Below are 22,849 nucleotides of genomic sequence, written 5' to 3'. Positions count from 1 at the left end.
GCTCAGTCGGCGGTGCTGCTCGCGTGGGCGCCGCCCGGACGTTTAGGCTCAAGGCATGAGTAGTAACTGGGAACGACTCGATGAATCGCTGCGGCCTGCCGTCAGCGCCTCGGTGGCTGACTTTGAACGGACACTGCCGACATTGGAAAAAGTCACGGCAGAAATGAAGTCGCTTGTCCGCGAGGTCCTGTCCGAGGCGGAAGACAAACCCCTTTTTGTCACGAGCCGCACCAAGTCGGTTGAATCATTCCGGGAGAAGGCCTCCCGGATGGTGACCGAACCGGACGCGGCTCCCACGCTCCAGTTCCCCGAACCACTGCGGAACCTCACGGACATGGTCGGCGTGCGGGTCATCACCACGCTGCCCGGCGAAAACGCCCTGGCCGCCAACTTGATCAAGCGCAAACGAAGCATTTTTGACTGCCGCGGCGATACGGAGAAGGACATTGGCTCCATTGAATCCGGCACCTACGGGTATTCGAGCAGACACCTGATCCTGCGCACCATCCAAAACGATGTTGTCCGCGCCTATCAGGAACTGTTTGACGCCGAGATCAAACCCAACGGCAGCTATTTCTTTGAATGCCAGATCCGCACCATTTTTGCCCACGCCTGGAGCGAGATTGAGCATGACATCCGCTTCAAATCCCAGGACCCCCGCGCTTGGAGCCCTTACTTTGACAGGCAGTTCACTGCCACGGCGGCCATGCTTGAGACAGTCGAGTCGGCGTTTTCCGAGCTCCACGACAGGTACGAAACCGTCACCAGCTACTGGGACACCGAGGGCGACGGAGAAGGCAACATCTCGCTGACTCCCAACCGGATAAAGGCGGTGTGGCAGACGCTGCTGCCACACGTTGACAGGAAAGCCGATGATGACTGGGGCTGGGCGGCCGAACTCGTGGCGGCCCACGGTCTGCGCAAGACCGTGGATCTGGCAGCACTTCTGCAGCCCGAGATCATCTCCAACGTCCGCAAGGCACTGGACCACAGGTACTCCCCCGGTCCCGACAGGCTGCTCGACGACCTGCTGCTATGGCAATTTGGTGAAAGCCACATTGACCTGACCGCCGAAGAACCATCATCGGAGCAGACCCCGCGCCGCGACAGCTTGATCCGCCGGCACCAGCAGATGAAGCGGTACCGCAAGGCGCAGGGATTCTAGCCGCGCGGGCTTGTCCGCCTGCACATCCATTTCCCGATGGCCTGCCCTTGGGGTTCCGGCCCAGCCGACCCGTTCGCCGGGTTCCGGGTCTACACTCCAGATATGGACCCTGAATTGATGCAGGCTGCCTGGTTCAGCAGGACGGGCGGTCCCGAAGTGATCCGCTACGGCGGGCTCCCTGTGCCCGAGGTCCAGCCGAACACTGTGCTGGTGCGGGTTGCCGCCTCCGCCGTTAACCACGTCGACAACTTTGTGCGCAACGGGAAGTATGCCACGGCGCTGAATTTCCCCCAGGTGGTCGGCCGGGATCTGGTGGGCACCGTTGAGCAAGTGGGGCCCGGGGTTCGGGAGGGTTTCACGCCCGGCGACGCCGTCTGGTCCAACTCGATGGGATTTGACGGACGGCACGGCGCGGGTGCCGAATTCTCGCTGGTCCCCGCGGAGCGGCTGTACCGCCTGCCAGCCGGCGTCGGGCCCGTTGCCGCGGTGGCCGTGCTCCACGCCGGAGCCAGCGCGCACTTGGCCCTGCACCGGCACGGCCGGCTCCAGCCGGGCGAAACCGTGTTTGTGGGCGGGGCCGCCGGGGGTGTGGGATCGGCCGCCGTGGTGCAGGCAGTCCGCGCCGGCGCCAAGGTCATCACCTCCTCTGCCAAGGACGACGCCGGGCACGTCCTTGGCATGGGCGCTTCCGCTGCGCTGGACTATCGTTCACCGTCGTTTGCCGATGAGCTGCGCGCCGCCGTCGACGAGGTCTCCGGCGGGCGCGGACTGGACCTCCACCTGGAAACGTCCGGGCGGCACCAGTTGGAACTTGCCGTGGACCTGTTGGCGCCGCGCGGGCGTATCATCGCCATGTCCGGCCTGGCGGCCAGCAATTTAGTTCCGCTGGGAAAGCTCTACACCCGGGACGGGAGCATCCGCGGTTTTGCCATCAGCAACGCCCCCGTCGGGGAACTGGCAACAGCCGCAAAGGCAGTGAACGAGCTGCTGGCGGACGGCAGCCTGCATGCCCGGACCGTCACGAAGCTGCCGTTGCGCGACGCTGCGGCCGCACATGCCTCACTGGAATCCGGCACCGTCCACGGCAAGCTTGTCCTCGTCCCGTGACTCCTAGTTGAACACTCCGTTGATCCGCTGCGGGACACCCAAGGGATTGTCATCGCGGAGGGCGGCGGGCAGCAGGTGGGCGGGCACGCCCTGGTAGGCCACCGGGCGCAGGAACCTGGCGATGCCGGCCGTGCCCACTGACGTTGACGTCGGCGCGGTGGTGGCCGGGTAGGGTCCGCCGTGCTGCTGCGCGTAGGTCACGGAAACGCCTGTGGGCCACTGGTTCCACAGCACCCGCCCGGCCTTCCCTGCCAGTAGGCGCACCAGCTCCGGGGCGACGACGTCGGACTCCTCACCCTGGACTGTGGCTGTCAGTTGCCCGTCCAGCACACCGGCGACCGCCAGCAGCTCCTCCTCATCCCGGTAGCTCGCCACCAGTGCCGCCGGCCCGAAGCATTCGGTGATCAGCCCCCGGGGATCGGCGAGCAGCGCTGCGGCCGTGGTGGCTGTCAATGCCGGTGCGGGCGGGAACGCCAGGGTGTCGGCCGTGCCGCCCAAGGGGGCAACGTCGTCGTGCCCCAACAGTTCCTGCAGGGACTCCGTGTAGCCGGACTGGATCCTGTCATTGAGCAGCTTGGCCGGCCCCGGACGGGCCGCGGTGGCAAGTGCGGCGAGCATCCCGGAGTCCTCCGGGACCAGAAGGATGCCCGGCTTGGTGCAGAACTGCCCGGCACCCATCGTGTACGACGCCACAAATTCCGAGGCAATCTCCGCGCCCCGGGCGGTGGCGGCGGCCCGGGTGACAAAGACGGGATTCACGCTGCCCAGTTCACCGTAGAACGGGATGGGGTCGGGACGGGAATTCACCAGGTCAAAGAGCGCCCGCCCACCGGCGATGGAACCCGTGAACGCCCCGGCCTTGATGCGCGGGTCCAGGAGTGCGTCGCGGCCCGCCTGCGTGCCGTAGACCAGCTGCAGCAACCCGTCCGGGGCGCCGGCGTCGTGCAGGGCAGCAGCGGCAACCCGTCCGACGGCGGCCGACAACCGTGGGTGCCCGGAGTGGACCTTGAGCACCACGGGGCAGCCGGCGGCGAGCGCGGAGCAGCTGTCGCCGCCCATGACGCTGAACGCGAACGGGAAGTTGCTCGCGGCAAACACGACCACCGGGCCCAGCGGTTCCAGGACGCGGCGGATGTCCGGCCGGGCACCCATGGGCCAGTCGCCGTCGGCGTGGTCAATGCGGGCGTCCAGATAGCCGCCGTCGGTGAGCATCTCGGCAAAGAGCCGCAGCTGGAACGTGGTGCGCTTCAACTCCCCGGTGAGCCTCCCGGACGGCAGGTTGGTTTCCTCCTGCGCCACGGGGATCAGGTTCTCCGCGTTGGCATCAAGTGCATCGGCAATGGCAACCAAGGCGGCCGCCCGCTCTGATGCGGGGCTTCGCGCCCAGATCGTGGCGGCCTCCTCTGCACCTGCCAAAATGCCCTCGAGTTCAGCTGCTGTGGTGTGGTTCAGATCGGTGCCGGGGTTCTCAGTCATGGGTGCGGTCCTTCATTGGGGGAACAGGTTGCAGGTTCATCAAAGGTAAGTGCGGCCAGCTGGCCCAACGTCACGGGTGCGGCAATGGTTCGTTTTGCCATGGCACGCAGGTCTTCGGCGGATACGGCCCGCCCGGTAAGGTTTGCCGCAATCGATGCGGTGGCAAACCCGCATACGCGGCCTTGGCACCTCCCCATGCCGGGGCGTGCGAAGGACTTCAGGCTGCGGGCATCCTGGGCGCCCAACTCATTGTGGGCGTTGCACAGTGATCCGTAAGTCACTTCCTCGCAACGGCACACCAGGGTTTCTGCGGTGAGCCAGCCATGCCAGCGCCCGGGCACGGGGTTGGCCTTGTGCATGGCCACGGCGAAGGCCCGCAGGCGGGCCCTGGTTCGCTGGAGGGCCTCGATGCGACGGCGCAGTTCTGCAACAGCCGGGCCCTGGCGCCCCGTCGCGACTACGGTGCAGAGGGCCGACAGCTCACCTTCCACCACAGCCATGTCGGCGCCGCCCACGCCGGTGGCCTCACCAGCAACGCTGACGCCGGCGGCGGAGGTGTTCAACCGCTCGTCAACGACGGCAATCAGCGAACCGTCAACATCAACAGTTGTGTCGACGCCAGCGGCCAGGACAAGTTCAAGCTGGGCCGTGAAACCCCAGCCCAAGGCCACCAGATCACAGGAAACCTTCCGTTGGGTCCCGGCGAGCACGGAACCGTCGGCGGCCAATTTGCTCAGGGTGACGGCCTCCACCCGATCCCTGCCGTGAATTTCGGTCACGGCGGTGCGGATCCTGTAGGGAATGCGGTGCCGTGCCAATGAGGCAGCATACTCGACACCTTCGGGCAGTTTTTCCGGGGCCCGAATGGCGCCGCGCGCATTGCGCAACCACCCTGTGGGGCTGTTCGCTTCACAGACCGCGGCGACTTTCACCCCGGCTTCCGCAAGTCCTGTGGCCACGGGGAGCAGGAACGGTCCCGTTCCGGCAACGACGGCAACGGTTCCCATCGCCGTCCGGTTTCCCTTCAAGAGTGCCTGGACGCCACCGGCCGCCATGACCCCTGGCAGGTCCCACCCCGGGATGGGGAGCTGCCGGTCGTACCCTCCGGGGCACAGGATGAGATGTTGTGCCCTCAATTGATCGGGGGCTGCCCCACCCGGAGTGTTGCTTGGCGTCAGCCGCAGGGAGGTGCCGGAGGAATCGTGCTCGATGAGCCACACCTGGGTATTGCGCCAGTACGCCACGGTTCCGCTCACCTCATGCGCATACAGGCGGGACCGCAAATTCATGAACGTCTTCCAGTCATGGTGACCGGCGCCTTCCTCATCCGAGGTCCCGGCCGCGGCGGCGGCAGCCTCGTCCGGGTGGCGCCAGAATTGCCCGCCGGGTTGGCTGCCGGCATCCACCAGCACCACCGAAAGTCCCTGGTCTGCCGCATGGACCGCTGCCGCCAAGCCGGCCGGGCCGGCACCAACCACCGCAACACTAAAACTCATGCCACTCCCCCGCCATCCGTCTCCAGCACCATGCCCTCATGCGCTTCGGTGAGGCAGGCACGCTGGTTGGCTTCGCCGTCGGCCGTTATCAGGCAGTCAAAGCAGACCCCAATGCCGCAAAACAGGCCGCGTGGGAGGCCGCCATTGCGGGTGGTGCGCCACGCGATAACGCCGGCCTCGGTCAGCGCGGCTCCCACAGTCTGGCCGGGGCGGGCGGCCAACGGCTGGCCATCCAAGGACATTTGAAGCTTAGACATGGGCGTCCCTCTTAAGGCTCTCAAAACGTTCCGGCGCAAAAGGTGCCAGGTCCAAGGCTGTCGTCCCAGTGATTGATTGGGCGATCAGCGCGCCCGTGCCCACGGCCAGCCCGATGCCTGCACCCTCATGTCCACAGGCATGGAAGAGCCCGGGAGCCCGGGGGTCGGGGCCAATGACAGGCAGGTGGTCCGGGCAGTAGGGGCGGAAGCCGAAGTAGCTGCGCAGTATCTTTACATTGTTGAGAAAAGGGAACAGCGCTATCGCCTTCCCTGCCATCTGGGCGAGCACGCGAGGGTCCACACTCTTGTCGAAACCCACCCTTTCCCGGCTGGATCCGATCAAGATGCTGCCGCCGTCGGTGCCCTCAACCACGGGCGAGGTTTGCAAGCCGGCGTCGGAACTGGCCACATTGTCCACATACTCCGCCGCATACACCTTGTGATGGACCATGACAGGCAGCGGCTCGGTGACCATCACGTAGCCTTTGCGCGGATTGACAGGTACTGCCACATCGGCCAGCGCGGCGATGGCGCCACCCCAGGTTCCTGCCGCATTCACCACGGCGGGGGCGGAGATGGTGCCGCGGGATGTTTCCACTCCGGTCACGGTTTCTCCCGCGCGGGTAAATCCTGTCACGCGGGTTTCCGTGTGGACCATGCCACCCATGCCCCTGGCCAGCCGCAGCAGATGTGCCGCCACCAGCATGGGCTGGACCTGTGCGTCTTGTGGATAAAAGGCGCCCCCTGCCATTGCGGGGTTTAGATGGGGTTCCATCTCCAGCAGGGACGGGCCATCAAGGAGGTCGACTTCGATGCCGGCCGCGCGTTGCCGTTCGGCCAGCCGCGCGAGATTGTTCTGGGTGCCTTCCCGCGCGGAAACCACAACGCCGCCCTTGGATTCAAATTCCCAAAGGCTCCCAAACTCGGCCAACTCCCCGCGCCACAGACCTTGGGAGTACTGGGCCAGGGTCAGCTCCGGGCCGGCCTCTTTGTCCGAGACAAGGATATTTCCTTCACAGGCGCTGGACGTTCCTCCTGCCAGAACTCCACGGTCCACAACCGCCACCCGGAGACCGGCCTGTGCGGCAAAGTAAGCACAAGCGGCACCCACAGCACCGGCGCCAATCACCACAACGTCAGCGGATCGGGGAAAGTTCATAGCAGTAGCATGTCACATGTCACTGTCGAAAAACAGGGCCCCCGCACCATATTTCAGATGCCTTTCCCGGCGCCCCGGCCTGGTTGGTGTTGCGCCCACTCACCGCGGACGTGGCCAATGGAGCCAAACGCAGCAACCTGGCACGCGCCCGGAACTCGGAAATCAGCGAGACGGGGCGCTTGCCACGGGCGGGCGCCCCAAACAGCGCCACCCGCCTGAACTGTCCGGAAATTCCGGGCAGTTCAGGCGGGTGGCCGCAATTGCATGGCTTATGACTGGGCAGCTCCTCGGTGTGCCGCCACAAGACCGGCGCCTGGGGATTGATACCCCAGCCGTCGATCAATGCCGGCTCAGCACATGCGAAAGCCGAATAGGTCGCAGGGGATGTACCAGATGCCGTAGGTGGTCGCCACGCTGCCTGGCTTAAATGAACTAGTGGCGCTGCTGGTGGCCTTGGCCGTTGTGGTACTGGCTTGGGCGGGCGACAGGCCGGGCGCCATAATCAGGGCGGCGGCGAGAACTGTGGCAGCACCTATGGATGCAAAGGGGGTTTTCATGACGGAACCTTTCAAATTAATGTTATGGATCGCCACTGGATGGCTGTTCCCCAGCATAGGGCGGCCCGGGCCGCATGGATACAGCCAAGACCGGATTCCGCCCCTATACTTTTGGACATGCCTGTCCTTGCGTTGGAATTTGACCCGGCGGCGGCCTAGGTAACCACTCCCGTGCGAAGTGCTGTGATGACAAGTTGCAGGCGGTCCCGGGTGGAAAACTTCCGCCCCAGGCGCACCAAATGGTATTTGACGGTGGACTCTGAGAGGTGTAGCTCTGCCGCGATCTCGCCGTTGCTCCGGCCGTCGCACAGCAGCTTCAGCACGGCGCCTTCCCTGTCCGAAAGTTCGATTTGGGATTGCTGCCGCTTGCCCGGCAGGCTCTTGCGCACGTCGGCAACGAGGAGGTGGGTGACGCCCGGGTCGATCGGACAGTCCCCGGCGTGGACTTCCCTGACAGCTGCCACTATCCGATCCGGCTCGGCATCCTTGACTACGTATCCGCTGGCTCCGGCAATCAGGGCGGCTTTCAGGTAAATGTCCGAAATATGGCCGGTGACAACAAGTATCCGGATTTCCGGCAGTTCCGCCACGATGCGGCGAATCGCCGCTATTCCGTCCATGACGGGCATTTGTATGTCAATGAGCATCACATCGGGCTGATGTTCGTGGGCAAGCCGGACAGCTTCCTCGCCATTTTCGCCCTCTGCCACGACTGCCACGTCGGTGGCCTGGGAGAGATATGTCCGCAGCGCACCCCTGACGAATTTTTCATCGTCGACGATGACCACATCAATCGATTCGGTTGCTGCCACGTTCACACTCATGGTGACAGTCTACGTACCCCGGCTCATCCCGGCGGCACCTGCCGCGCTGTGAAAACAGGGTCGCTGGCGCCGGCCCGGTGGCTGCCCGGGCTTTGCCAGCCGGCCCTGCGGCTCTCAGCGTGTCGGTGGCGTGGGAAAAGAGCCGTTAGGCCAGATGCCAGGGGACTTTGCTCCGCCGTGGGGACCTGGGCGGCCGGTTCCAAGCAAGTGCAGTTCGTTCATGGCTTTCTCCTTCGCTTGGACGGGTGTGCGCAGTGTGTGTTCAGCTGAGCACCGTAGTTCATCCCGCGTTCTTTCGAAGCTACGGAGGAGGGGCTTCGCATTCAATGCGACAGCGAAAAGACTGTCCAAACGGACGAGGAAATTGGGCCTTAAATGGCAAAAATTGGCCAAACGGCCAATTTTTGCAAATGGGGCTTCTGCCCGCCACACCTAGCGGAGTGTCTGGCGGCCGGCGAACGGCAGGACTGTGTGCACGCTCCACCACCCGTCCACCGGTCCGGCGTCCAGGGTTCCGCCGAGTCGGGAGGCCCGTTCCCGCAGTCCGGCAAGGCCCGTGCCCGACACTGGCAGGTGCGGCTCTCCGGGGGTCATGCGATTGCGAATGATCAACTCAATGCCACTCTCCTGCACGTTCATGGAGATGTCGCATTCGCTGCCGCCGCCCGAATGCTTGACGGCGTTGGTGGCGCTTTCCTGCAGTACCCGCAGCACCGTGGAGCGCAGCCCATTGGGCGTGCGGTCCAGATCCCCGGACGTGGTGAGGCGGGTGGGAATGCCAAGCCCGTTGAGCCGTTTCTGCGTGTCCGCGACACTTTGCGCCAGGTCTATGCAGGCCGGGCTGGTCGAGACCCTGGGTTCCGCCCCGTACGGGCCCGCCACCGGCACCTCGTCGGTCCGTATTGTCTGCAGCAGCCGGCGGAGGTCGTCGAGCGAGCTCCGGGACATCACCCCAATCTCCGTCAACGCCCGGCTCTGCTCAGCTCCGTCCTTTGAGATCGTGCCCAGATTTGCCTGCACCGCAATCATCGTCAGTCCGTGGGTGACAACGTCATGCAATTCCCTGGCCAGCTCGGTGCGTTGTTCAAGGGCGGCCGCGGCAGCCGTTTCCTCGGCTGCCCTTTGGTCGCGTTCGGCCCGGATGGCACTTTCCCGCAACAGCTTGAGTGCCAAGCCGGGGGTGATGAGCAGCAGGGTAACGGGGACATAGCCCCACAAACCTGCTGCGCCCACCGACGAGACCCCCAGCACCCATGCAATCTGCCAGGCAAGAAAACAAACAACTATTGCGGCCAGACTGCGGGTTGAAACACGGAACGCGGCAACGGCCAGGGCCCCAAAAGCCAACAGCAGCGCCCCTGCCGGCTGCGTGCTCGGGAACATGGCTGCCAGCATTACCGCGAAGACGATGGCCGTCAGCTGCGGACGGAAGGCCAGGCTCATCCACACCGCCCAATACGACAATGTGCCGGCGAGCACCCACCACGGGGAATTCCCACCCTGACCGGTCACAAAGAACAAGCGGACGTCGTCAACCGCCGACACCGTGACTACAACCGCCAGGAGAAAAGACACCCACAGCGGCAGTGGCGAGCTGCCGACCTTCAGCACTCCTGCAATGTTGAATTTTCGCTTGACACCGCTCTTCACCGCGCGCATCTCAGGACCGCCACGGAGCCACAGCACCCGCGCCACTGCATTCCGGAACGTGAATTACCGGCATGGGACAGCTGAAAGTGTTCATTGACCAATCGTCCCAGTTTTCTTCGTGTTGCACGATCCACACCTTCCCCACAAAAACGCACCCCGGGCGCTGTTCACCCCCGGAACAACTCACCGCAGGACGAATCCCAGTCCCAGATCGTCGTCGGCGTCAAGCGTGAATTTTCCTTCACCCACCGGGAATGCGCGGCCGCTGACCTCCACCACCAGGCCGCCGTCCGGCCCGCCGACCGTGTCAACCACGCGGGCCGAAAAGCGAGAATCAATAATTGAATAGTGTTCGAGCGCCTCCCCTTCGGCCAGCTCCCCCGAATCGCTGAGCAGTGCCACGCGTGCGGCACTGCCCGAACCACTGGGGGACCTGTCCACCTGGCCGTCGGCGAAAACACTCACATTGCGCTGGGACAGTCCCGGGCCCGAATGCTCCATGGGCTCGTGGAAGATTGTCCCGAAAATGCCCTCCAGCCGGGTGTCCGCCGGGTGGTCCACCAGCCCCGCAGCCACCTGGTGCCCGGCTGCGACCACCTTTGCCAAGTTCGACGGCGTGACCTCAAGTCCCGCTGCAGCCGCGGGAATCGAGGCGTACAGTGCCCCGCTCCAGGCCAGGTCAACGCGCAGGCGGCCAAAGTTGGCCGTCTTGACCTCAATGTCCCGCGCCACCACGTAGGAGGGCACGTTGTGGAAGGCGACCCCCCTGATCCTGCCCCCGTCCATCGTCACCCGGGCTGTGACGCGGCCCGAAGGAATGTCAATCACAACGTCGGTTTCGCCGTCCTCCGGCGCACGGACAAGCCCGCTGCGGACGGCCCAAGTTCCCAGGGCCATGGTGCCGTGGCCGCAGACGGTGGAGAATCCTTCGCGGTGCCAAAACAACGCCCCCAAATGGGCGCCGGAATCATTGGGCGGCACCACAAACCCGCCATACATGTCGGCGTGCCCGCGCGGCTCGTTGACCAACAGTTTCCGGATTTTGTCTGCATCCCCCGTCATGGCATGCTGGCGCCGTTCAAGCGCCGTGTCCCCTTCAATAAGGAAGGGCAGGGCCGGCACTATCCTGAACGGCTCACCCGCCGTGTGATAGTCAAAGGTTTCGATTTCCCACAGTGCCGCTTTCACAGTCGTCTCTCCTTTGAGCTGACAAGCTCTCGCTTGGGCGGGACCCGGCCCATTGCCGTCAATATGGCACGGTGCATTTGCCCTGTCAATGATCGACGCCGGAATGGGGCGCGTTCCGGGGCGGAGCGGCGTGGGCATGGCCGTCCGCATGGGTACAACTGCATGGGTAGCCCACCCCATCGACGGGGCTGGCAGTGCCGGGATAGATTTTAGGTAATCGCTCGGCCGGATCTTCCCGGACGCAGTGAATACAGATGCGGCAAGACCGCAAATTTCTAGCTAAGGATGTGCATCATGGCCGGTATGCTCGGTAACGATCCCCAGGACATGGCCGATTTGGTCACAAAGCTCGGCACTGCCATTGACCAGATCACCCAGGTCATGACGACCTTGGATGGCAAGGCCCAGTCGGTTCGCTGGGAAGGTCCCGATGCCACCCGCTTCAAGGGCACGCAGTGGCCGACGTCCAAGAAGTCGCTTGCCCGCGTCATCAGCGACCTCGGCGACGTCAAGGTGATTGTGAACAAGCAGAAGCAACAGCAGGAAGCCGCTTCCAAGTAGTTCCCACACCCTCCGGGGTGCAAAGTGGCCCGCAGTTATGGCTGTAAAATCAACCGATTAAAGTTGATCTACAACCACAACTGCGGGCCACTTGTGTTTGTTGGCGGGACGGTCAGTGCCGGCCGCGCTTTTGCGCCCGGGCCTTGCCGCCGGGACGCCCGCCGCCGCGCAGGTTTCCGCCGCCTGCTTTCGCGCCGCCTGACTTGCCCTTGCCCGCACCGGTGCGTGCCGCCGTCGAACTTTTAGCAACCTTGGCACCTTTTTTGGGGGCCGCATCCTGCTTCGCCTGAACTGACGGCTGGCGGGAGCTCTGGGCGCTGCGGCCGCGAACCACGCCGATGAATTCCTGGATGACGGCTTCATCCTCGGCCGGCAGCGGCTGGACCGTGTCCACCCAGGCCAGCCCGATGCTGGTCTCCGCGACACCGTGCAGCAGCCGCGAGCGCAGCGTTTTGCGGCTGTAATGCCTGCCGACGGACATGGGCAGGATCAAAATTCCGAGTCCGGCCTCGACCAGGTCGAGCGCCTCTTCGATGGAACCCATGGGCGGCAGCGGCTTGCGGGTGCCGGCCGCAATCTCGGAGGAAATATCGCGCCACTCCGGGAAATCATCCGGGTCGGCGAGCAGGTACTCGTCGGCGAGATCAGCCACGTCAAGCTCATCGAAGGCCGCGATGGGGTGGTCCTTGGGCGCCACCACCACCGAAAGCTCACTGTAGAGCGGAATCACGTGGAGCCCGGTCTTGTCGACGGGCAGGCGGACGAACGCCATGTCGACTTCACCCGCGCGCACGGCATCGAGCTGGCGTGTTTCGGGAACCGGCGTGGACACCAGGGGCACGCCGGGCATGCGCTCCTGCCAGCGGTGGATCCACTTTCCGGGAGTCACACCCGGGACAAAGGTCACTGTAAGTTCGCGGGATTCAGACACTTGTTTACCCTAACGCACCGTTTTCCCCTAAACTACCGCACGGCCACCGGTACCCTTGGTTGTATGAGCATTGAACCGTCACCCCAAGCCATGAAATCCGCCACCGCGGCCAAGAAGCTGGGCATCCACCTGCCCGCAGCCCCCGCAGAATTCCAAGAGAATGCGATCAGCCGGGAGGAATTCAAGGTTTTGCAGGAGAATCCTCCGGCCTGGCTCGAAGAGTTGCGCCGCAGCGGACCCCACCCGCGCCCCGTGATTGCACAGAAGCTGAACATCTCGATTGGCGGGCTGAACCGTTCGAACATCACCGATGCGATGACGACGGCGGACATCACGGCGCTGCTGCAGGCCCCGCCCGTGTGGCTCGTTGAGGAGCGCGCAGTCCACGCCAAGGCCCGCGCCGAGGCCAAGTTGGCGAAAGAGCGCGAAGCGGCACGCCGCCCAAAGAGCTAGGGCCGGCTCCCGGCTGCCCCTTCACTGGCGGGCGAAAAATGCCGCCGCTCCCGCAAGATGCCGCCGCTACACCTGCGGCAACTTGCGGGAGCGGCGGCATTTTCATCGTGGCCGCGGATCGGCCCGGGGGCGTCCAAGACCCGGTCAGGGGTTGTAGGGCTGGCTGGTCCGGCTGAGGACCTCGCCCTTGAAGAACTCCGGGTGCTTGCGGTACATGAAGAACATCAACACGGCGCCGAGCGCAATGACGCCGGCACCGAGGATGAACACCAGGCCCAGCCCGCCAATGTTGGATCCCGAGCCGTAGCTGGGGTCCATGGAGTCGTAGGCTGTCTTGCAGAACATGACCAGCAGGATGACGCCGCCGACCAGCGGTGCCAGGAACTTGAAGAAGAAGTTCTTGGCCCCGTGGAATGCCTCCGCCCGGAAGTACCAGACACAGGCCAGCGCCGTGATGCCGTAGTAGAAGCAGATCATCATGCCGAGGGCGGTGATGGTGTCCCACAGGGCGTTCTCGGACAGGGTCCTGGTGATGATGTAGAAACCCGCTGCGGCAATGGCGGCCGCAACCGTGGCGTAGCCCGGTGACTTGTGCGTGGGGCTGATCTTGCCGAAACTCTTGGGCAGGGCCCGGTAGTGGCCCATGGACAGCAGCGTCCTGGCCGGCGAAACAAACGTTGACTGCAGCGACGCCGCCGACGAACTCAGGATGGCGAGCGACATCAGGATAGCGAACGGCCCCATGACGGGACCGGCCAGGACCGCAAAGATGCTGGCCTGGTTTTCCGGGTTTCCGGCGCCCAGGCCCGTGGTGCCGATGCCGGCAAAGGACAAGGTGGCCAGCGAAACAGTCATGTAGATCAGCACAATGACAACGATGGTGACAGTGGCGGCCCGGCCGGGTGTCTTCTTCGGGTTTTTGGTCTCCTCGTTCATCGTCAAGGTGACGTCCCAGCCCCAGAAGATGAAGATGGACAGCGACACGCCTGCCGCGAACTGGGAGAACGATTCCACCGCGAAGGGGTTGAACCAGTCGGCCTGGATGGCGGTGGCATCAAAGGCCGTGCCGTTGGCAACATGGGCAAAGGCCGCAATGGCGAACCAGCCCAGTACCAGCAGCTGGAAGGCCACCAGGATGTACTGGAACGACTTGGTGGTTTCCATGCCACGGTAGGAAATCCAGCAGGCCCCGGCAATAAACACCATGGTGGTGGCCAGGTTCAGCGGCAGGTTGCGGGTCAAGTCCGCCAGTCCGGGATTGCTGAAGATCTGCGCCAACATCAAGTAAAAAAAGTCGACGGCCACCGCTGCAAGGTTGGAGAGCACAATGATGGTTGCCGCAATCAGCCCCCACCCTCCCATCCAACCCATCCACGGACCAAAGGCGCGAGTGGCCCATGTGAAGGAGGTTCCGGCGTCGGGCATGGCATTGTTCAGCTCGCGGTACCCCAACGCCACCAGCAGCATGGGGATGAAGCCGACAAGGAAGATCGCGGGCAGGTGCACGCCCACCTCGGACACCGTGGGGCCCAGGGCTGCTGTCAGCGTGTAGGCCGGCGCGATGCAGGAAATACCGATGACGACGGCGCCAATCAGCCCCACGGATCCGGCTTTCAAGCCCTTTTCACTCAGGCCGCGCTCAACAGTTTTAGGTGTGCTCATGAGGTGCCTCCGTGGTTTCGGGCGTAACAGTGGGGAGTGCTGTGGTGTGGAAAAGCTCTTCCGCCGGCGGGATGTAATTGCGCGGCACCACGATCATCGGCACCGGCAGGGCGCGCAGGATGCGGTTGGCTGTGGCGCCCAGGAAGATGGACTTGTTCTGGGCCAGGCGGCTGGACCCGATAAGCAGGAGCTCACCCTTTTTCCAGTCGAGGGCGTCCACGGCGTCCTCGATGGTGCGTCCGTGCCCAACCACGACGTCGACCTGGAGCTTGTCGAGGTCGTCCGGCTCCACGCCCCGGCCGGCTTCGGCAACGGCGCGCAGGTGGGTTTCGGCGTCCTCAATGGTCGCGTTTGAATCACCGGCACCCAGCGCCACAAGCGAGACGAGCCGCAGCGGCAGTTCGCGGCGCCTGGCCATGGCGATGCCGGTGTGCAGCACATCCTCGGCGCCGGACCGGGTGCCCAGTGCGCAGGTGAGCCGCGTGATGGGCTTGGTGCGGCTGTACCCCGACGGGGCCAGGACCACGGGAACCGTGGAGGCGTGCAGCAGCGAACCGGCAACCGAGCCGATCGAGAAGCGCTTGAACAAGCCGGTGCTGCTGGCCCCAATGACGAGCAGCACGGCGCCGAGTTCCGCAGCGGCGGCGATGAGTGCTTCGGCTTCGGATTCGCCGCAGCGGATGTGTGCCTGGGCCTGTACGTCGTCGGGAACAAGTGCCAGACCCTCGTCGAGCCATTCCGACACCTGCTTGGCCAGGATGTCGCCGAAGCCTGCCACGGGAGGATAAACCCCGTTGTAGGGCGAATCCTGGGGCATCACCATGACCAGGTCCAGGGTGGCGCCCTGCCTGCGGGCCAGTGCCACTGCCAGGTTGACGGCGTCGCCGCCACGGGCGTTGGCGGAATATCCAACTATGTACCGCATAAGTGTCCTCCTCAGGACGTCATTGTCGGGGGAACTGCCGGTCGAGCTTGTTACGCCAGTTCGGCAATCAGCTTGGCTGCGGTGAACTGGCCCATGCGGACCGCACCGTCAACGTGCTGGTAGCCTTCGGCGGCCAGGTCGGAGCAGGACCAGTGGATGGGTCCCACAGGTGTCAGCTGGTCGGCCGAGTATCGGTGCAGGCCACCCAGGTCGTAGCTGGCGGCGTAGGCGCCGCGGGTCCACTCCTCCGAGCCCCAGTCGGATTCGTAGTAGACCACCGGTTCGGCGGCGGCGTCGCCCAGGAATTCGGCGAGCGAAGCGGTGATTTCCTTTCGTCGCTGCTCCGGGGAGAGCGAGAAAGCGTAGTCCGCCTTCTCGTCGGAGACAAAGCCGACCAGGGTGCCGCGGGGGTCCTCGTGGTTGGTGTTGTCATACACTTCCTGCACCAGCGAGGCGGCGCTGAATCCCGTTCCGGAGAGGCCGTCAGCACGCCAGAACGGGGTGTCGTAAACGGCATGGACCTTGATGACGAAGCCCAGCGACTGGTGTTGGTGCATCTGGTGCTGGCGGCGCGGCAGCGGCGGGTCGAAGGACACCCGGGTGTACAGGTTAGGCGGGACTGCCATGACCACGCGCTTGGCGGTGATGGTTGCGCCGTCGGCAATTACGGTGGCAAGGTAGCCGCCGTCGGTCTCTTCCCAGCGGATGGTGCGGGCCGGGGAGTTCAGGATGACGTCGCCGCCCAGCTCTTCTGCGATGGCGAGGGAGACTCCCTGCATGCCGCCAACAACGCGCTTGTCGAGGATGAAGTTGTCGTCGACGAGGTTGGTGAAGGAGCCGGCCGAGGAGGCCATGAGGACTGCTTGCAGCGCGGAGAAGGCGTGGGCGGGCTTGGTCAGCATGCCGCCGGCGATGAACAGGCCGATGTTGCTGCAGGCCTCCTCGTTGGAGGACTGTTCGCGCAGCCAGTGGTGGAAGGAAATGATGTCGAGCTCGCGGGCCGCCGGATGCTCCCACGGCTTGGCGGGGTCCATGGCGGCGGCGAGCGCGTCAAGGGTGTCGATGAGTTTGTTCATCTCGGCCTCGGTGTCCGCGTCGACGGGGAACATTTCACCGGTGTAGCGGGTGCGGGTGCCATCCGGGGCGATGTAAACGCTCTCCCCGTCCCGGTAGCGGGAATAGGTGTTCAGGCCGAGCTCCCCGAGCAGGCCGATGAGCGCCGTCTGGTCCGGCGACACCCACTGGCCGCCAATTTCCAGCCAGGCGCCGTCGATCGTGTTGGACCAGGTGCGCCCGCCAACACGGTCGCGGGCCTCGACGACGGCCACGCTCAGGCCGGCTTTTTTCAGTTCGCGTGCCGCCGTCAGGCCTGACGGGCCGGCGCCGATGATGACCACGTCGCGTTCGATCGTGGGGTTTCCTGCGGATGTCATGTTTGCCTCTCCCGTGAACCCGTCGGTGACGGGCTTCACTAAATGAATGTCGTTCATTTAGAATAGACTGTAACTGATATCACCACCTAGCGTAAAGAGGTGGGCGAATAAATTTGCGCCCGCCGGGGCCGGAGTAAGGAGAGCGCATTGGCGTCAACTGCAGAAGTGCCCAGACAAGTGCGACGCCGGGCAGGCCGCCCGCCGCAGGCATTGCTCAGTTCCGCCCGGATCACCAAGGCGGCGCTGAAGCTTGTCAGCCAGGACGGCTACAAGGGGCTGACGATGGCGGCGCTGGCCAAGTCATTGAACGTGGCCCCGTCCGCCCTGTACAACCATGTGCGCTCCAAACAGGATGTGCTGTTGCTGGTCGAGGAGCACCTGATGGGCCGGGTGGATGTATCGGCCTTTGCCGTTGAACCGTGGGACATCGCGGTGGGCATCTGGGCGCACTCCTATCGCGACGTTTTCGCCTCGCACCTGCCGCTGATTCCCGTCATTGCGCTGCTGCCCGTGACCAATGCGCCTGAAACCGTCACCATGTACGAGGCAGTCACCAACGGCTTCCTGGCCGCCGGCTGGCCCCCGGAGTCCATCATTGATGCAGTGGTGGCCCTCGAGTCGTTTATCTACGGCTCCGCCTACGACGTGAATGCCCCGGCCGACATTTTCGACGCCGGCTCACGCACACCCGAGGCCCCGAATTTCAGCCACGCTGTCGCCCGCCGGGGCCGGGCCGCCGCAGGGACCGGCGCTGCGCCTGCAGCGGGGCCCGAGCCGCGCAATGACGCCAACGCCGCCTTCAGCCTGGGCCTGACGGCGATGATCTCGGGCCTCGCTGCCACCCTCGGGCCGCGGGACTGAGGCCGGCCGCCGCTAGTCTTCCGCGTGCGTTGCCCCCAGGAGGTCCCGGACACGGCTTGAGATCTCGGCAAACGCGGGCAGCGCCAGCGTTTCACCGAAGTCCCTGTCCTTGCCGAACGGCACGTCGATGATCTCCTGGATCCGGCCGGGCCGCGGGCTCATGACGACCACCCTGTTGGCCAGGTAAATGGCCTCGGAAACCGAGTGCGTCACCAAGATGACAGTTGTGCCGGTCTCCCGCCAGATGCGGTGCAGCTCGATGTTCATCTTCTCGCGGGTCAGGGCGTCGAGGGCCCCAAACGGTTCATCCATGAGCAGCACATCCGGTTCGTGCAGCAGCGCCCGGCACAGGGAAACACGCTGCTGCATGCCGCCCGAAAGCTCATGCGGCAGTGACTTTTCAAAGCCTGTCAGCCCCGTCATGGCGATCAGCTCGTCCGCCCGCCGGTTGGCCTTGTTGCGGTCCATGCCCCGCATTTCCGCCTGCAGCAGGATGTTTGCCCGCACGTTGCGCCATTCAAGCAGGGCGGCGCGCTGGAACACATACCCGATGTCCTGCCGCGGGCCCGTCACCTCGGATCCGCGCAGCTTAACCGAGCCGCGCGTTGCACGGGTCAGGCCTGCAACGACCTTGAGGAGCGTCGATTTTCCGCAACCGGAAGGTCCGGCGATGGAAACAAATTCGCCTTGCCCAATGGTCAATGAGGCATCGCCCACCGCCACCACGCTGTGCCCCCGCTTGGATGAGAAGGTGACGTTGAGGTGTTCGATTTCAACCACGGGTTCCAAGTGAGTCTTGGATTTCTCCGGTGACAGTACTGTCATGTCGGGTCCCTACTTAGGTGCGAATGCTGCGTTGAAGTACTTGCTGGTCTCACCAGCGGAGTCAAGCAATCCGGCGTCGGCCAGGGTCTTGATGGTGGCGGCCCAGTCCTCATCGGCGTTGACGCCCGGCTTCCTGCCCTCGGTGTTCGAGGTCGAGAGCAGCTTGATGGTTTGGTTCCACTGCTCGGTGACGACCTCCTGGGCGGGGATCTGCGGATCCTTGCCGTCCATCGCCTTGGCAGCCTCTTCGGGGTTCTTGATTGCCTCTTCGAAGGATTCGGAGACAGCCGCAACCATGGCTGTGGCCAGGTCCGGGTTTTTCTCCAGGAAACCGTCAGAGGCAACCAGGCCGTTGGAGAAGAAGTTCACGCCGGCATCGGAGTAGCGCAGGTACGTCATTTCCTTGCCGCTCTTGGCTGCAATCGTGGGGCCCTGGTCATGGGCAAAGCCGATCAGGCCGTCAACCTTGTCGGACAACAGGGCCGCCATTTTGCCTGCCGCATCAAGGTTTTGCTGCTTGACGTCGCCCTCTTCCAGCCCTGCTGCCTTCAGGAAGATCGGAAATGTGGTGGTGGGGGCGTCGCCGGCGGACACGGCAATGGTCTTGCCCTTCAAATCGGCGGGCACCTTTATGCCGGATTCGGTGAAGACCTGCACCGCGGATGGCGTCGTCTGCAGGAATACGCCAATGCTCTTGACCTTCACGCCCTTGTCAATATTGGCCAGCAGCGCGGGGGTGTCGGCCCAGCCAAAGTCGACCTGATCCTGGCCTGCTGCTTGAACAGTCTTGGTGGATCCCTGGCCGGCCTTGATGGTCAGGTCAATGCCGTGCTTCTTGAAGATGCCCTTCTCCACCCCGTAATACAGGGCAGCGTGCTCACCGTAGGGGTACCAGTTGAGCATCAGTGTCGCCGCGGTGGTGCCCCCGGCGCCCGGCGCTGTTTTGGCGGCATCCTTGCCACCGCAGGCGGCGAGACCCAGTGCCGCCGCGGCAGCCAGTGAGGTGGTCAGTACTGACCGACGTGAAACATTCATGATTTTCTCCCGATGGTGGCGTTGGGTAGTGCAACTTTGAACTACTGGTGGTTTGTTGTGCGGATGGTCAGCCTGCGGTTGCGGCGGAGCCCGTGATGCGCCGCGACGAGTGCCACGGGATCAGGAACCACTCGGCAATTTGGATGAGGGCGAAGAGCAGCACGCCCATGAGGGACATGATGATCAATGCGGCGAAGAGCATTGCTGTGTCGATGTTTCCGTTGGCTTGGAGGATCACATAACCCAAGCCTTCGTTGGCTCCCACAAACTCACCGACCACGGCACCGGTGACGGCAAGGGTGGCGGCAATCTTCAGGCCGGAGAAGAGCTGCGGCAATGACGCCGGCAGCCGCACCTTCAGGAAGGTTTTGATGGAGCTTGCACCCATGGTGGAGGTCAGCTCCAAAATTTCCGGATCAACGGATTTCAATCCGGCCATGCCCGAAACGACAATGGGGAAGAATGCCATCAGCACGGCAACCACAATTTTGGGTTCCATGCCGAACCCCAGCCACACCACAAACAAGGGTGCCACGGCGATCTTGGGGATCACCTGGGCGAAAAGGATCAGCGGATACGCTGTCTTTTCAACAGTTTTGGAATAAATCATCATGACTGCCACGAATTCACCGACCACCACGGCGATGGCGAAACCAATGACAGTTTCCACGGTGGTGACCCAGGTGTGGGCGCCCAGGAACGCTGCGTTGTTCGCCAATGCGTCCCACGTGTCCCCCGGGCTGGGCAGAATGTACGGCGCAACCCAACCGTTTTCAGTGACAACCCACCAGGCGACAAACAAGATGGCGACGAATACTGCTGGCCGCCACAGTTCAATCAGCCATCCGAAAGCCCTGGATTGTTTCCTCAGGCGTGGTGCCGTGGGTGTCGGCCTGCCGGCGTCATCCACTGGCGGCTTCGCTACCTCGCTCGCAAGTTCCATTGCTTAAAACCCTTACTTCATCGTGAGGACTCCTGACGCCCTCGCTGCCCGGAACTACAGCCGGGAAAGCGCTGTCCCAATACGAGAGACCTTATGTGCGGAACGTCACAGATGTCAATCCCGCAGCTTGAGGCCGCGGCATCTCGGGCGCCGGCGCGGCCGCCTCACAGCACGTGCACGGAAAACACGTGGAAAGCATGACCCCAGGACGACCCTCGACTGATGGGCCCGGGCCCGGCCCGCATGCCTGCCCTCCGCGAGGTGCCACTAGCCACACGGGGCCGACAACCCTAGGCTGAAACCACGAGCGCCGCGACGGTTCGCATTCACACACGGTCAGGAGACCACCATGGGATTCAGCATCAGCAACACAGCACTTCGACTTGTTTCCGGAGCCTTCATACTCAACGCCGGGATTGGCAAACTCAGCCTGACCGAGGAACAAGCTGCGGGACTGCAGTCGTCTGCACAACGGGTCATCCCCCAGGTCGCGAAGCTGACGCCTGAACAGTTCGGCAGCGGTTTGAGCTTTTCCGAGATTGCACTGGGCTCACTGATCCTGACCCCGTTCATCCCCAGCCGGTTGGCGGGCCTGGCCCTCGGCGCATTTTCTTCAGGAATGCTGGCCACCTACCTCAAGACGCCGGGCATGACCGAGCCCGACAGCGTCCGCCCGACACATGCGGGAACTGCCATGGCCAAGGATGTCTGGTTGGCGGGCATTGCCGTGGCACTGCTGTTCCATCGCAAGCGCCAGACACGGACAAACTGAGTCCTGCCACGCCGTCGAACGCACGACTGCGAACAGGCAGCAGCGAACTATCGGCTGGCTGGGCCCTAGTCAGATCCGTGCCGCGGTGGCAGGCTTGAGCCAAGGCCTTCTGGGGGTCCTTGCCCTGTGCAGCAAGCAACCCGGAGGCCACCATGGAAGCAACAAGCAAGCCCGCCCCGCACCATAGGCAAGGCCCGCAACCGGGCCTTGCCTCGTTGCGCCGTGCGCTGTCCGGCTCCCTGCATGAACCCGGGGAACCCAAGTACACCGAGCTGGCCACCCCATGGAACACGGCGGTGACCACAACTCCTGCCGCCGTTGTGGCGGCGGCGAACGCCCACGACGTCGTGGCAGCAGTGAATTTCGCCGCCGCCAACGCCATGCCCGTGACCGTCCAGGCCACGGGCCACGGCATTGCCACCGACATGGCCGGGGCGCTGCTCATCCACACCCGCGCCCTCGATGAGTGCGTCGTCGAGGAATCCGGAAACGGCGGCGGCACGGCACGCACCGGCGCCGGCACCGTGTGGAACGCGGTCCTCGCCGCCTGCGACGGCCCGGGCCTGGCCCCGCTGTGCGGCTCCTCACCCGGCGTCAGCGTGGCCGGCTACACCAGCGGCGGCGGGATCGGTCCCATGGCACGAACGTTCGGCGCCGCCTCCGACAGGGTGGTCGCCCTTGACGTGGTGACCGGCGACGGCGTGCTGCGCCACGTCACAGCCGACTCCGAACCCGATCTGTTCTGGGGCCTGCGCGGCGGCAAGGGTGCGCTGGGCATCATCACCGCGCTGGAATTCGGGCTGCTGCCGCTGCCCCGCATCTACGCCGGGGCACTGTACTTTGGCACCGCGGATGTGGAAAACGTCCTGCGCACCTGGGCCCAGTGGTGTCCCACCCTGCCGATCGCCGCCACCACCTCGATTGCACTCATGAAGCTCCCGCCGATGCCCGGCGTGCCCGAACCGCTGGCAGGAAAGTTCACCGTCGCCGTCCGCTACGTTTTCACGGGAAACGCGGACGACGGCGCCAGCTGGCTTTCGCCGATGCGCTCGGCAGGGGTGCCGCTCATGGATGCCGTGGGACTCATGCCGTTGTCGATGATCGGCCGGGTGCATTCCGACCCCGAAGATGCCCTCCCGGCCGCCGAAGGATCAGCACTCCTGACAGATTTCAGCACAGCAGCGGCCGACGCCCTGCTCGAGGCGGCTGGACCTGACAGCTCATCGCCGCAGCTGATGGTTGAAATCCGGCAGCTTGGCGGCGTGCTGGGACGGGAACCGGATGTGCCCAGCGCCGTGTGCCACCGGGAGGCCGGGTTCTTGCTGTACACCGTGGGGGTGGCCGCACCGCCGGAGCTGCCGGGGATTGGCGGGCATTCGGCCGGGCTGCAGAAACACATGTCGCCGTGGGCATATGGCGGCACCTTGCCCAACTTCTCGGCTGGCACGGGCAGTGCCGGATTTGCCGCAAGCTACACGGCCCCGGTGCTGGACAGGCTCGCAGCACTGGCAGGACAGTTTGACCCGGAACACCTGTTCAGGCTGGGGCAGGTGCCGGCGCGGTAAACTC

22 protein-coding genes are annotated in these 22,849 nt (G+C 64.3%); 7 read left to right on the top strand and 15 right to left on the bottom strand.

Going from position 1 to position 22,849, the window contains the following annotated elements:
* Positions 1 to 55 precede the first annotated feature (55 nt).
* Both AC1L6K_RS03025 and AC1L6K_RS03020 read left to right on the top strand, forming a co-directional pair.
* On the top strand, positions 56 to 1,165 hold the full coding sequence (locus AC1L6K_RS03025; RefSeq protein WP_480951258.1) for a GTP pyrophosphokinase: 1,110 nt from the start codon (positions 56 to 58) through the stop codon (positions 1,163 to 1,165).
* A gap of 102 nt (positions 1,166 to 1,267) precedes the next feature.
* On the top strand, positions 1,268 to 2,272 hold the full coding sequence (locus tag AC1L6K_RS03020) for an NADPH:quinone reductase (RefSeq protein WP_480951257.1): 1,005 nt from the start codon (positions 1,268 to 1,270) through the stop codon (positions 2,270 to 2,272).
* A 3-nt stretch (positions 2,273 to 2,275) separates the two neighbouring features.
* On the opposite strand, the gene AC1L6K_RS03015 is transcribed toward AC1L6K_RS03020, so the two are convergent.
* The 8 genes from AC1L6K_RS03015 to AC1L6K_RS02980 all read right to left on the bottom strand — a co-directional run bounded on the left by AC1L6K_RS03015 (position 2,276) and on the right by AC1L6K_RS02980 (position 10,879).
* Positions 2,276 to 3,748, bottom strand: coding sequence for an aldehyde dehydrogenase (NADP(+)) (locus AC1L6K_RS03015; protein WP_480951256.1), 1,473 nt, complete (start codon positions 3,746 to 3,748; stop codon positions 2,276 to 2,278).
* Positions 3,745 to 5,244: an FAD/NAD(P)-dependent oxidoreductase gene (locus tag AC1L6K_RS03010; protein ID WP_480951255.1), complete on the bottom strand. Its 1,500-nt coding sequence runs from the start codon at positions 5,242 to 5,244 to the stop codon at positions 3,745 to 3,747. The genes AC1L6K_RS03015 and AC1L6K_RS03010 overlap by 4 nt, the downstream gene beginning before the upstream one ends.
* Positions 5,241 to 5,501 (bottom strand): (2Fe-2S)-binding protein, encoded by a 261-nt coding sequence (locus AC1L6K_RS03005; RefSeq protein WP_480951254.1) that lies wholly within the window; start codon positions 5,499 to 5,501, stop codon positions 5,241 to 5,243. Before AC1L6K_RS03005 ends, AC1L6K_RS03010 begins: the two co-directional genes overlap by 4 nt.
* Positions 5,494 to 6,660 (bottom strand): NAD(P)/FAD-dependent oxidoreductase, encoded by a 1,167-nt coding sequence (locus AC1L6K_RS03000; protein WP_480951253.1) that lies wholly within the window; start codon positions 6,658 to 6,660, stop codon positions 5,494 to 5,496. The genes AC1L6K_RS03005 and AC1L6K_RS03000 overlap by 8 nt, the downstream gene beginning before the upstream one ends.
* A gap of 350 nt (positions 6,661 to 7,010) precedes the next feature.
* Complete coding sequence (locus tag AC1L6K_RS02995; RefSeq protein WP_480951252.1) at positions 7,011 to 7,217, bottom strand: hypothetical protein; 207 nt, start codon at positions 7,215 to 7,217, stop codon at positions 7,011 to 7,013.
* 155 nt (positions 7,218 to 7,372) lie between these two features.
* Positions 7,373 to 8,041: a response regulator gene (locus tag AC1L6K_RS02990; protein WP_480951251.1), complete on the bottom strand. Its 669-nt coding sequence runs from the start codon at positions 8,039 to 8,041 to the stop codon at positions 7,373 to 7,375.
* A gap of 432 nt (positions 8,042 to 8,473) precedes the next feature.
* On the bottom strand, positions 8,474 to 9,691 hold the full coding sequence (locus AC1L6K_RS02985; protein ID WP_480951250.1) for a sensor histidine kinase: 1,218 nt from the start codon (positions 9,689 to 9,691) through the stop codon (positions 8,474 to 8,476).
* A gap of 183 nt (positions 9,692 to 9,874) precedes the next feature.
* Positions 9,875 to 10,879, bottom strand: coding sequence for a proline racemase family protein (locus AC1L6K_RS02980; protein ID WP_480951249.1), 1,005 nt, complete (start codon positions 10,877 to 10,879; stop codon positions 9,875 to 9,877).
* A gap of 294 nt (positions 10,880 to 11,173) precedes the next feature.
* On the opposite strand from AC1L6K_RS02980, the gene AC1L6K_RS02975 reads away from it, so the two are divergent.
* Positions 11,174 to 11,440, top strand: coding sequence for a hypothetical protein (locus AC1L6K_RS02975; protein ID WP_480949953.1), 267 nt, complete (start codon positions 11,174 to 11,176; stop codon positions 11,438 to 11,440).
* A 112-nt stretch (positions 11,441 to 11,552) separates the two neighbouring features.
* Here AC1L6K_RS02975 and AC1L6K_RS02970 read toward each other — a convergent pair whose 3' ends face one another.
* A complete protein-coding gene (locus AC1L6K_RS02970) occupies positions 11,553 to 12,371 on the bottom strand; it encodes a substrate-binding domain-containing protein (protein ID WP_480951248.1) in 819 nt (272 codons plus the stop codon).
* A gap of 63 nt (positions 12,372 to 12,434) precedes the next feature.
* On the opposite strand from AC1L6K_RS02970, the gene AC1L6K_RS02965 reads away from it, so the two are divergent.
* Positions 12,435 to 12,824 (top strand): DUF5997 family protein, encoded by a 390-nt coding sequence (locus AC1L6K_RS02965; protein ID WP_480951247.1) that lies wholly within the window; start codon positions 12,435 to 12,437, stop codon positions 12,822 to 12,824.
* Between the two features lie 144 nt (positions 12,825 to 12,968).
* Here the strand turns inward: AC1L6K_RS02965 and AC1L6K_RS02960 are convergent, their stop codons facing one another.
* Genes AC1L6K_RS02960 through AC1L6K_RS02950 form a run of 3 tightly spaced genes read right to left on the bottom strand, consistent with a single transcriptional unit; the run spans position 12,969 to position 16,844 of the window.
* Positions 12,969 to 14,486: an APC family permease gene (locus AC1L6K_RS02960; protein ID WP_480951246.1), complete on the bottom strand. Its 1,518-nt coding sequence runs from the start codon at positions 14,484 to 14,486 to the stop codon at positions 12,969 to 12,971.
* A complete protein-coding gene (locus AC1L6K_RS02955) occupies positions 14,473 to 15,411 on the bottom strand; it encodes a universal stress protein (RefSeq protein WP_480951245.1) in 939 nt (312 codons plus the stop codon). The genes AC1L6K_RS02960 and AC1L6K_RS02955 overlap by 14 nt, the downstream gene beginning before the upstream one ends.
* 50 nt (positions 15,412 to 15,461) lie before the next feature.
* Entirely contained in the window at positions 15,462 to 16,844 is a 1,383-nt protein-coding gene (locus tag AC1L6K_RS02950) for a flavin monoamine oxidase family protein (protein WP_480952682.1), read from the bottom strand.
* Between the two features lie 147 nt (positions 16,845 to 16,991).
* On the opposite strand from AC1L6K_RS02950, the gene AC1L6K_RS02945 reads away from it, so the two are divergent.
* Positions 16,992 to 17,705 carry a TetR/AcrR family transcriptional regulator gene (locus AC1L6K_RS02945; RefSeq protein WP_480951244.1) on the top strand — a complete coding sequence of 238 codons (714 nt, stop codon included), beginning with the start codon at positions 16,992 to 16,994 and terminating at the stop codon, positions 17,703 to 17,705.
* Between the two features lie 12 nt (positions 17,706 to 17,717).
* Here the strand turns inward: AC1L6K_RS02945 and AC1L6K_RS02940 are convergent, their stop codons facing one another.
* The 3 genes from AC1L6K_RS02940 to AC1L6K_RS02930 form a co-directional block, all read right to left on the bottom strand.
* Positions 17,718 to 18,530: an ABC transporter ATP-binding protein gene (locus tag AC1L6K_RS02940; protein ID WP_480951243.1), complete on the bottom strand. Its 813-nt coding sequence runs from the start codon at positions 18,528 to 18,530 to the stop codon at positions 17,718 to 17,720.
* Between the two features lie 9 nt (positions 18,531 to 18,539).
* Positions 18,540 to 19,565, bottom strand: coding sequence for an ABC transporter substrate-binding protein (locus AC1L6K_RS02935; protein WP_480951242.1), 1,026 nt, complete (start codon positions 19,563 to 19,565; stop codon positions 18,540 to 18,542).
* A 67-nt stretch (positions 19,566 to 19,632) separates the two neighbouring features.
* On the bottom strand, positions 19,633 to 20,508 hold the full coding sequence (locus AC1L6K_RS02930; RefSeq protein WP_480951241.1) for an ABC transporter permease: 876 nt from the start codon (positions 20,506 to 20,508) through the stop codon (positions 19,633 to 19,635).
* A 349-nt stretch (positions 20,509 to 20,857) separates the two neighbouring features.
* Here AC1L6K_RS02930 and AC1L6K_RS02925 point away from each other — a divergent pair, with 349 nt between their 5' ends.
* Entirely contained in the window at positions 20,858 to 21,280 is a 423-nt protein-coding gene (locus tag AC1L6K_RS02925; RefSeq protein ID WP_480951240.1) for a hypothetical protein, read from the top strand.
* A 152-nt stretch (positions 21,281 to 21,432) separates the two neighbouring features.
* Positions 21,433 to 22,845 (top strand): FAD-binding oxidoreductase, encoded by a 1,413-nt coding sequence (locus AC1L6K_RS02920; RefSeq protein WP_480951239.1) that lies wholly within the window; start codon positions 21,433 to 21,435, stop codon positions 22,843 to 22,845.
* Positions 22,846 to 22,849 lie beyond the last annotated feature (4 nt).

The organism is Specibacter sp. BI4 (assembly GCF_056680095.1).
This window is presented reverse-complemented; position numbering and strand designations above follow the sequence as displayed.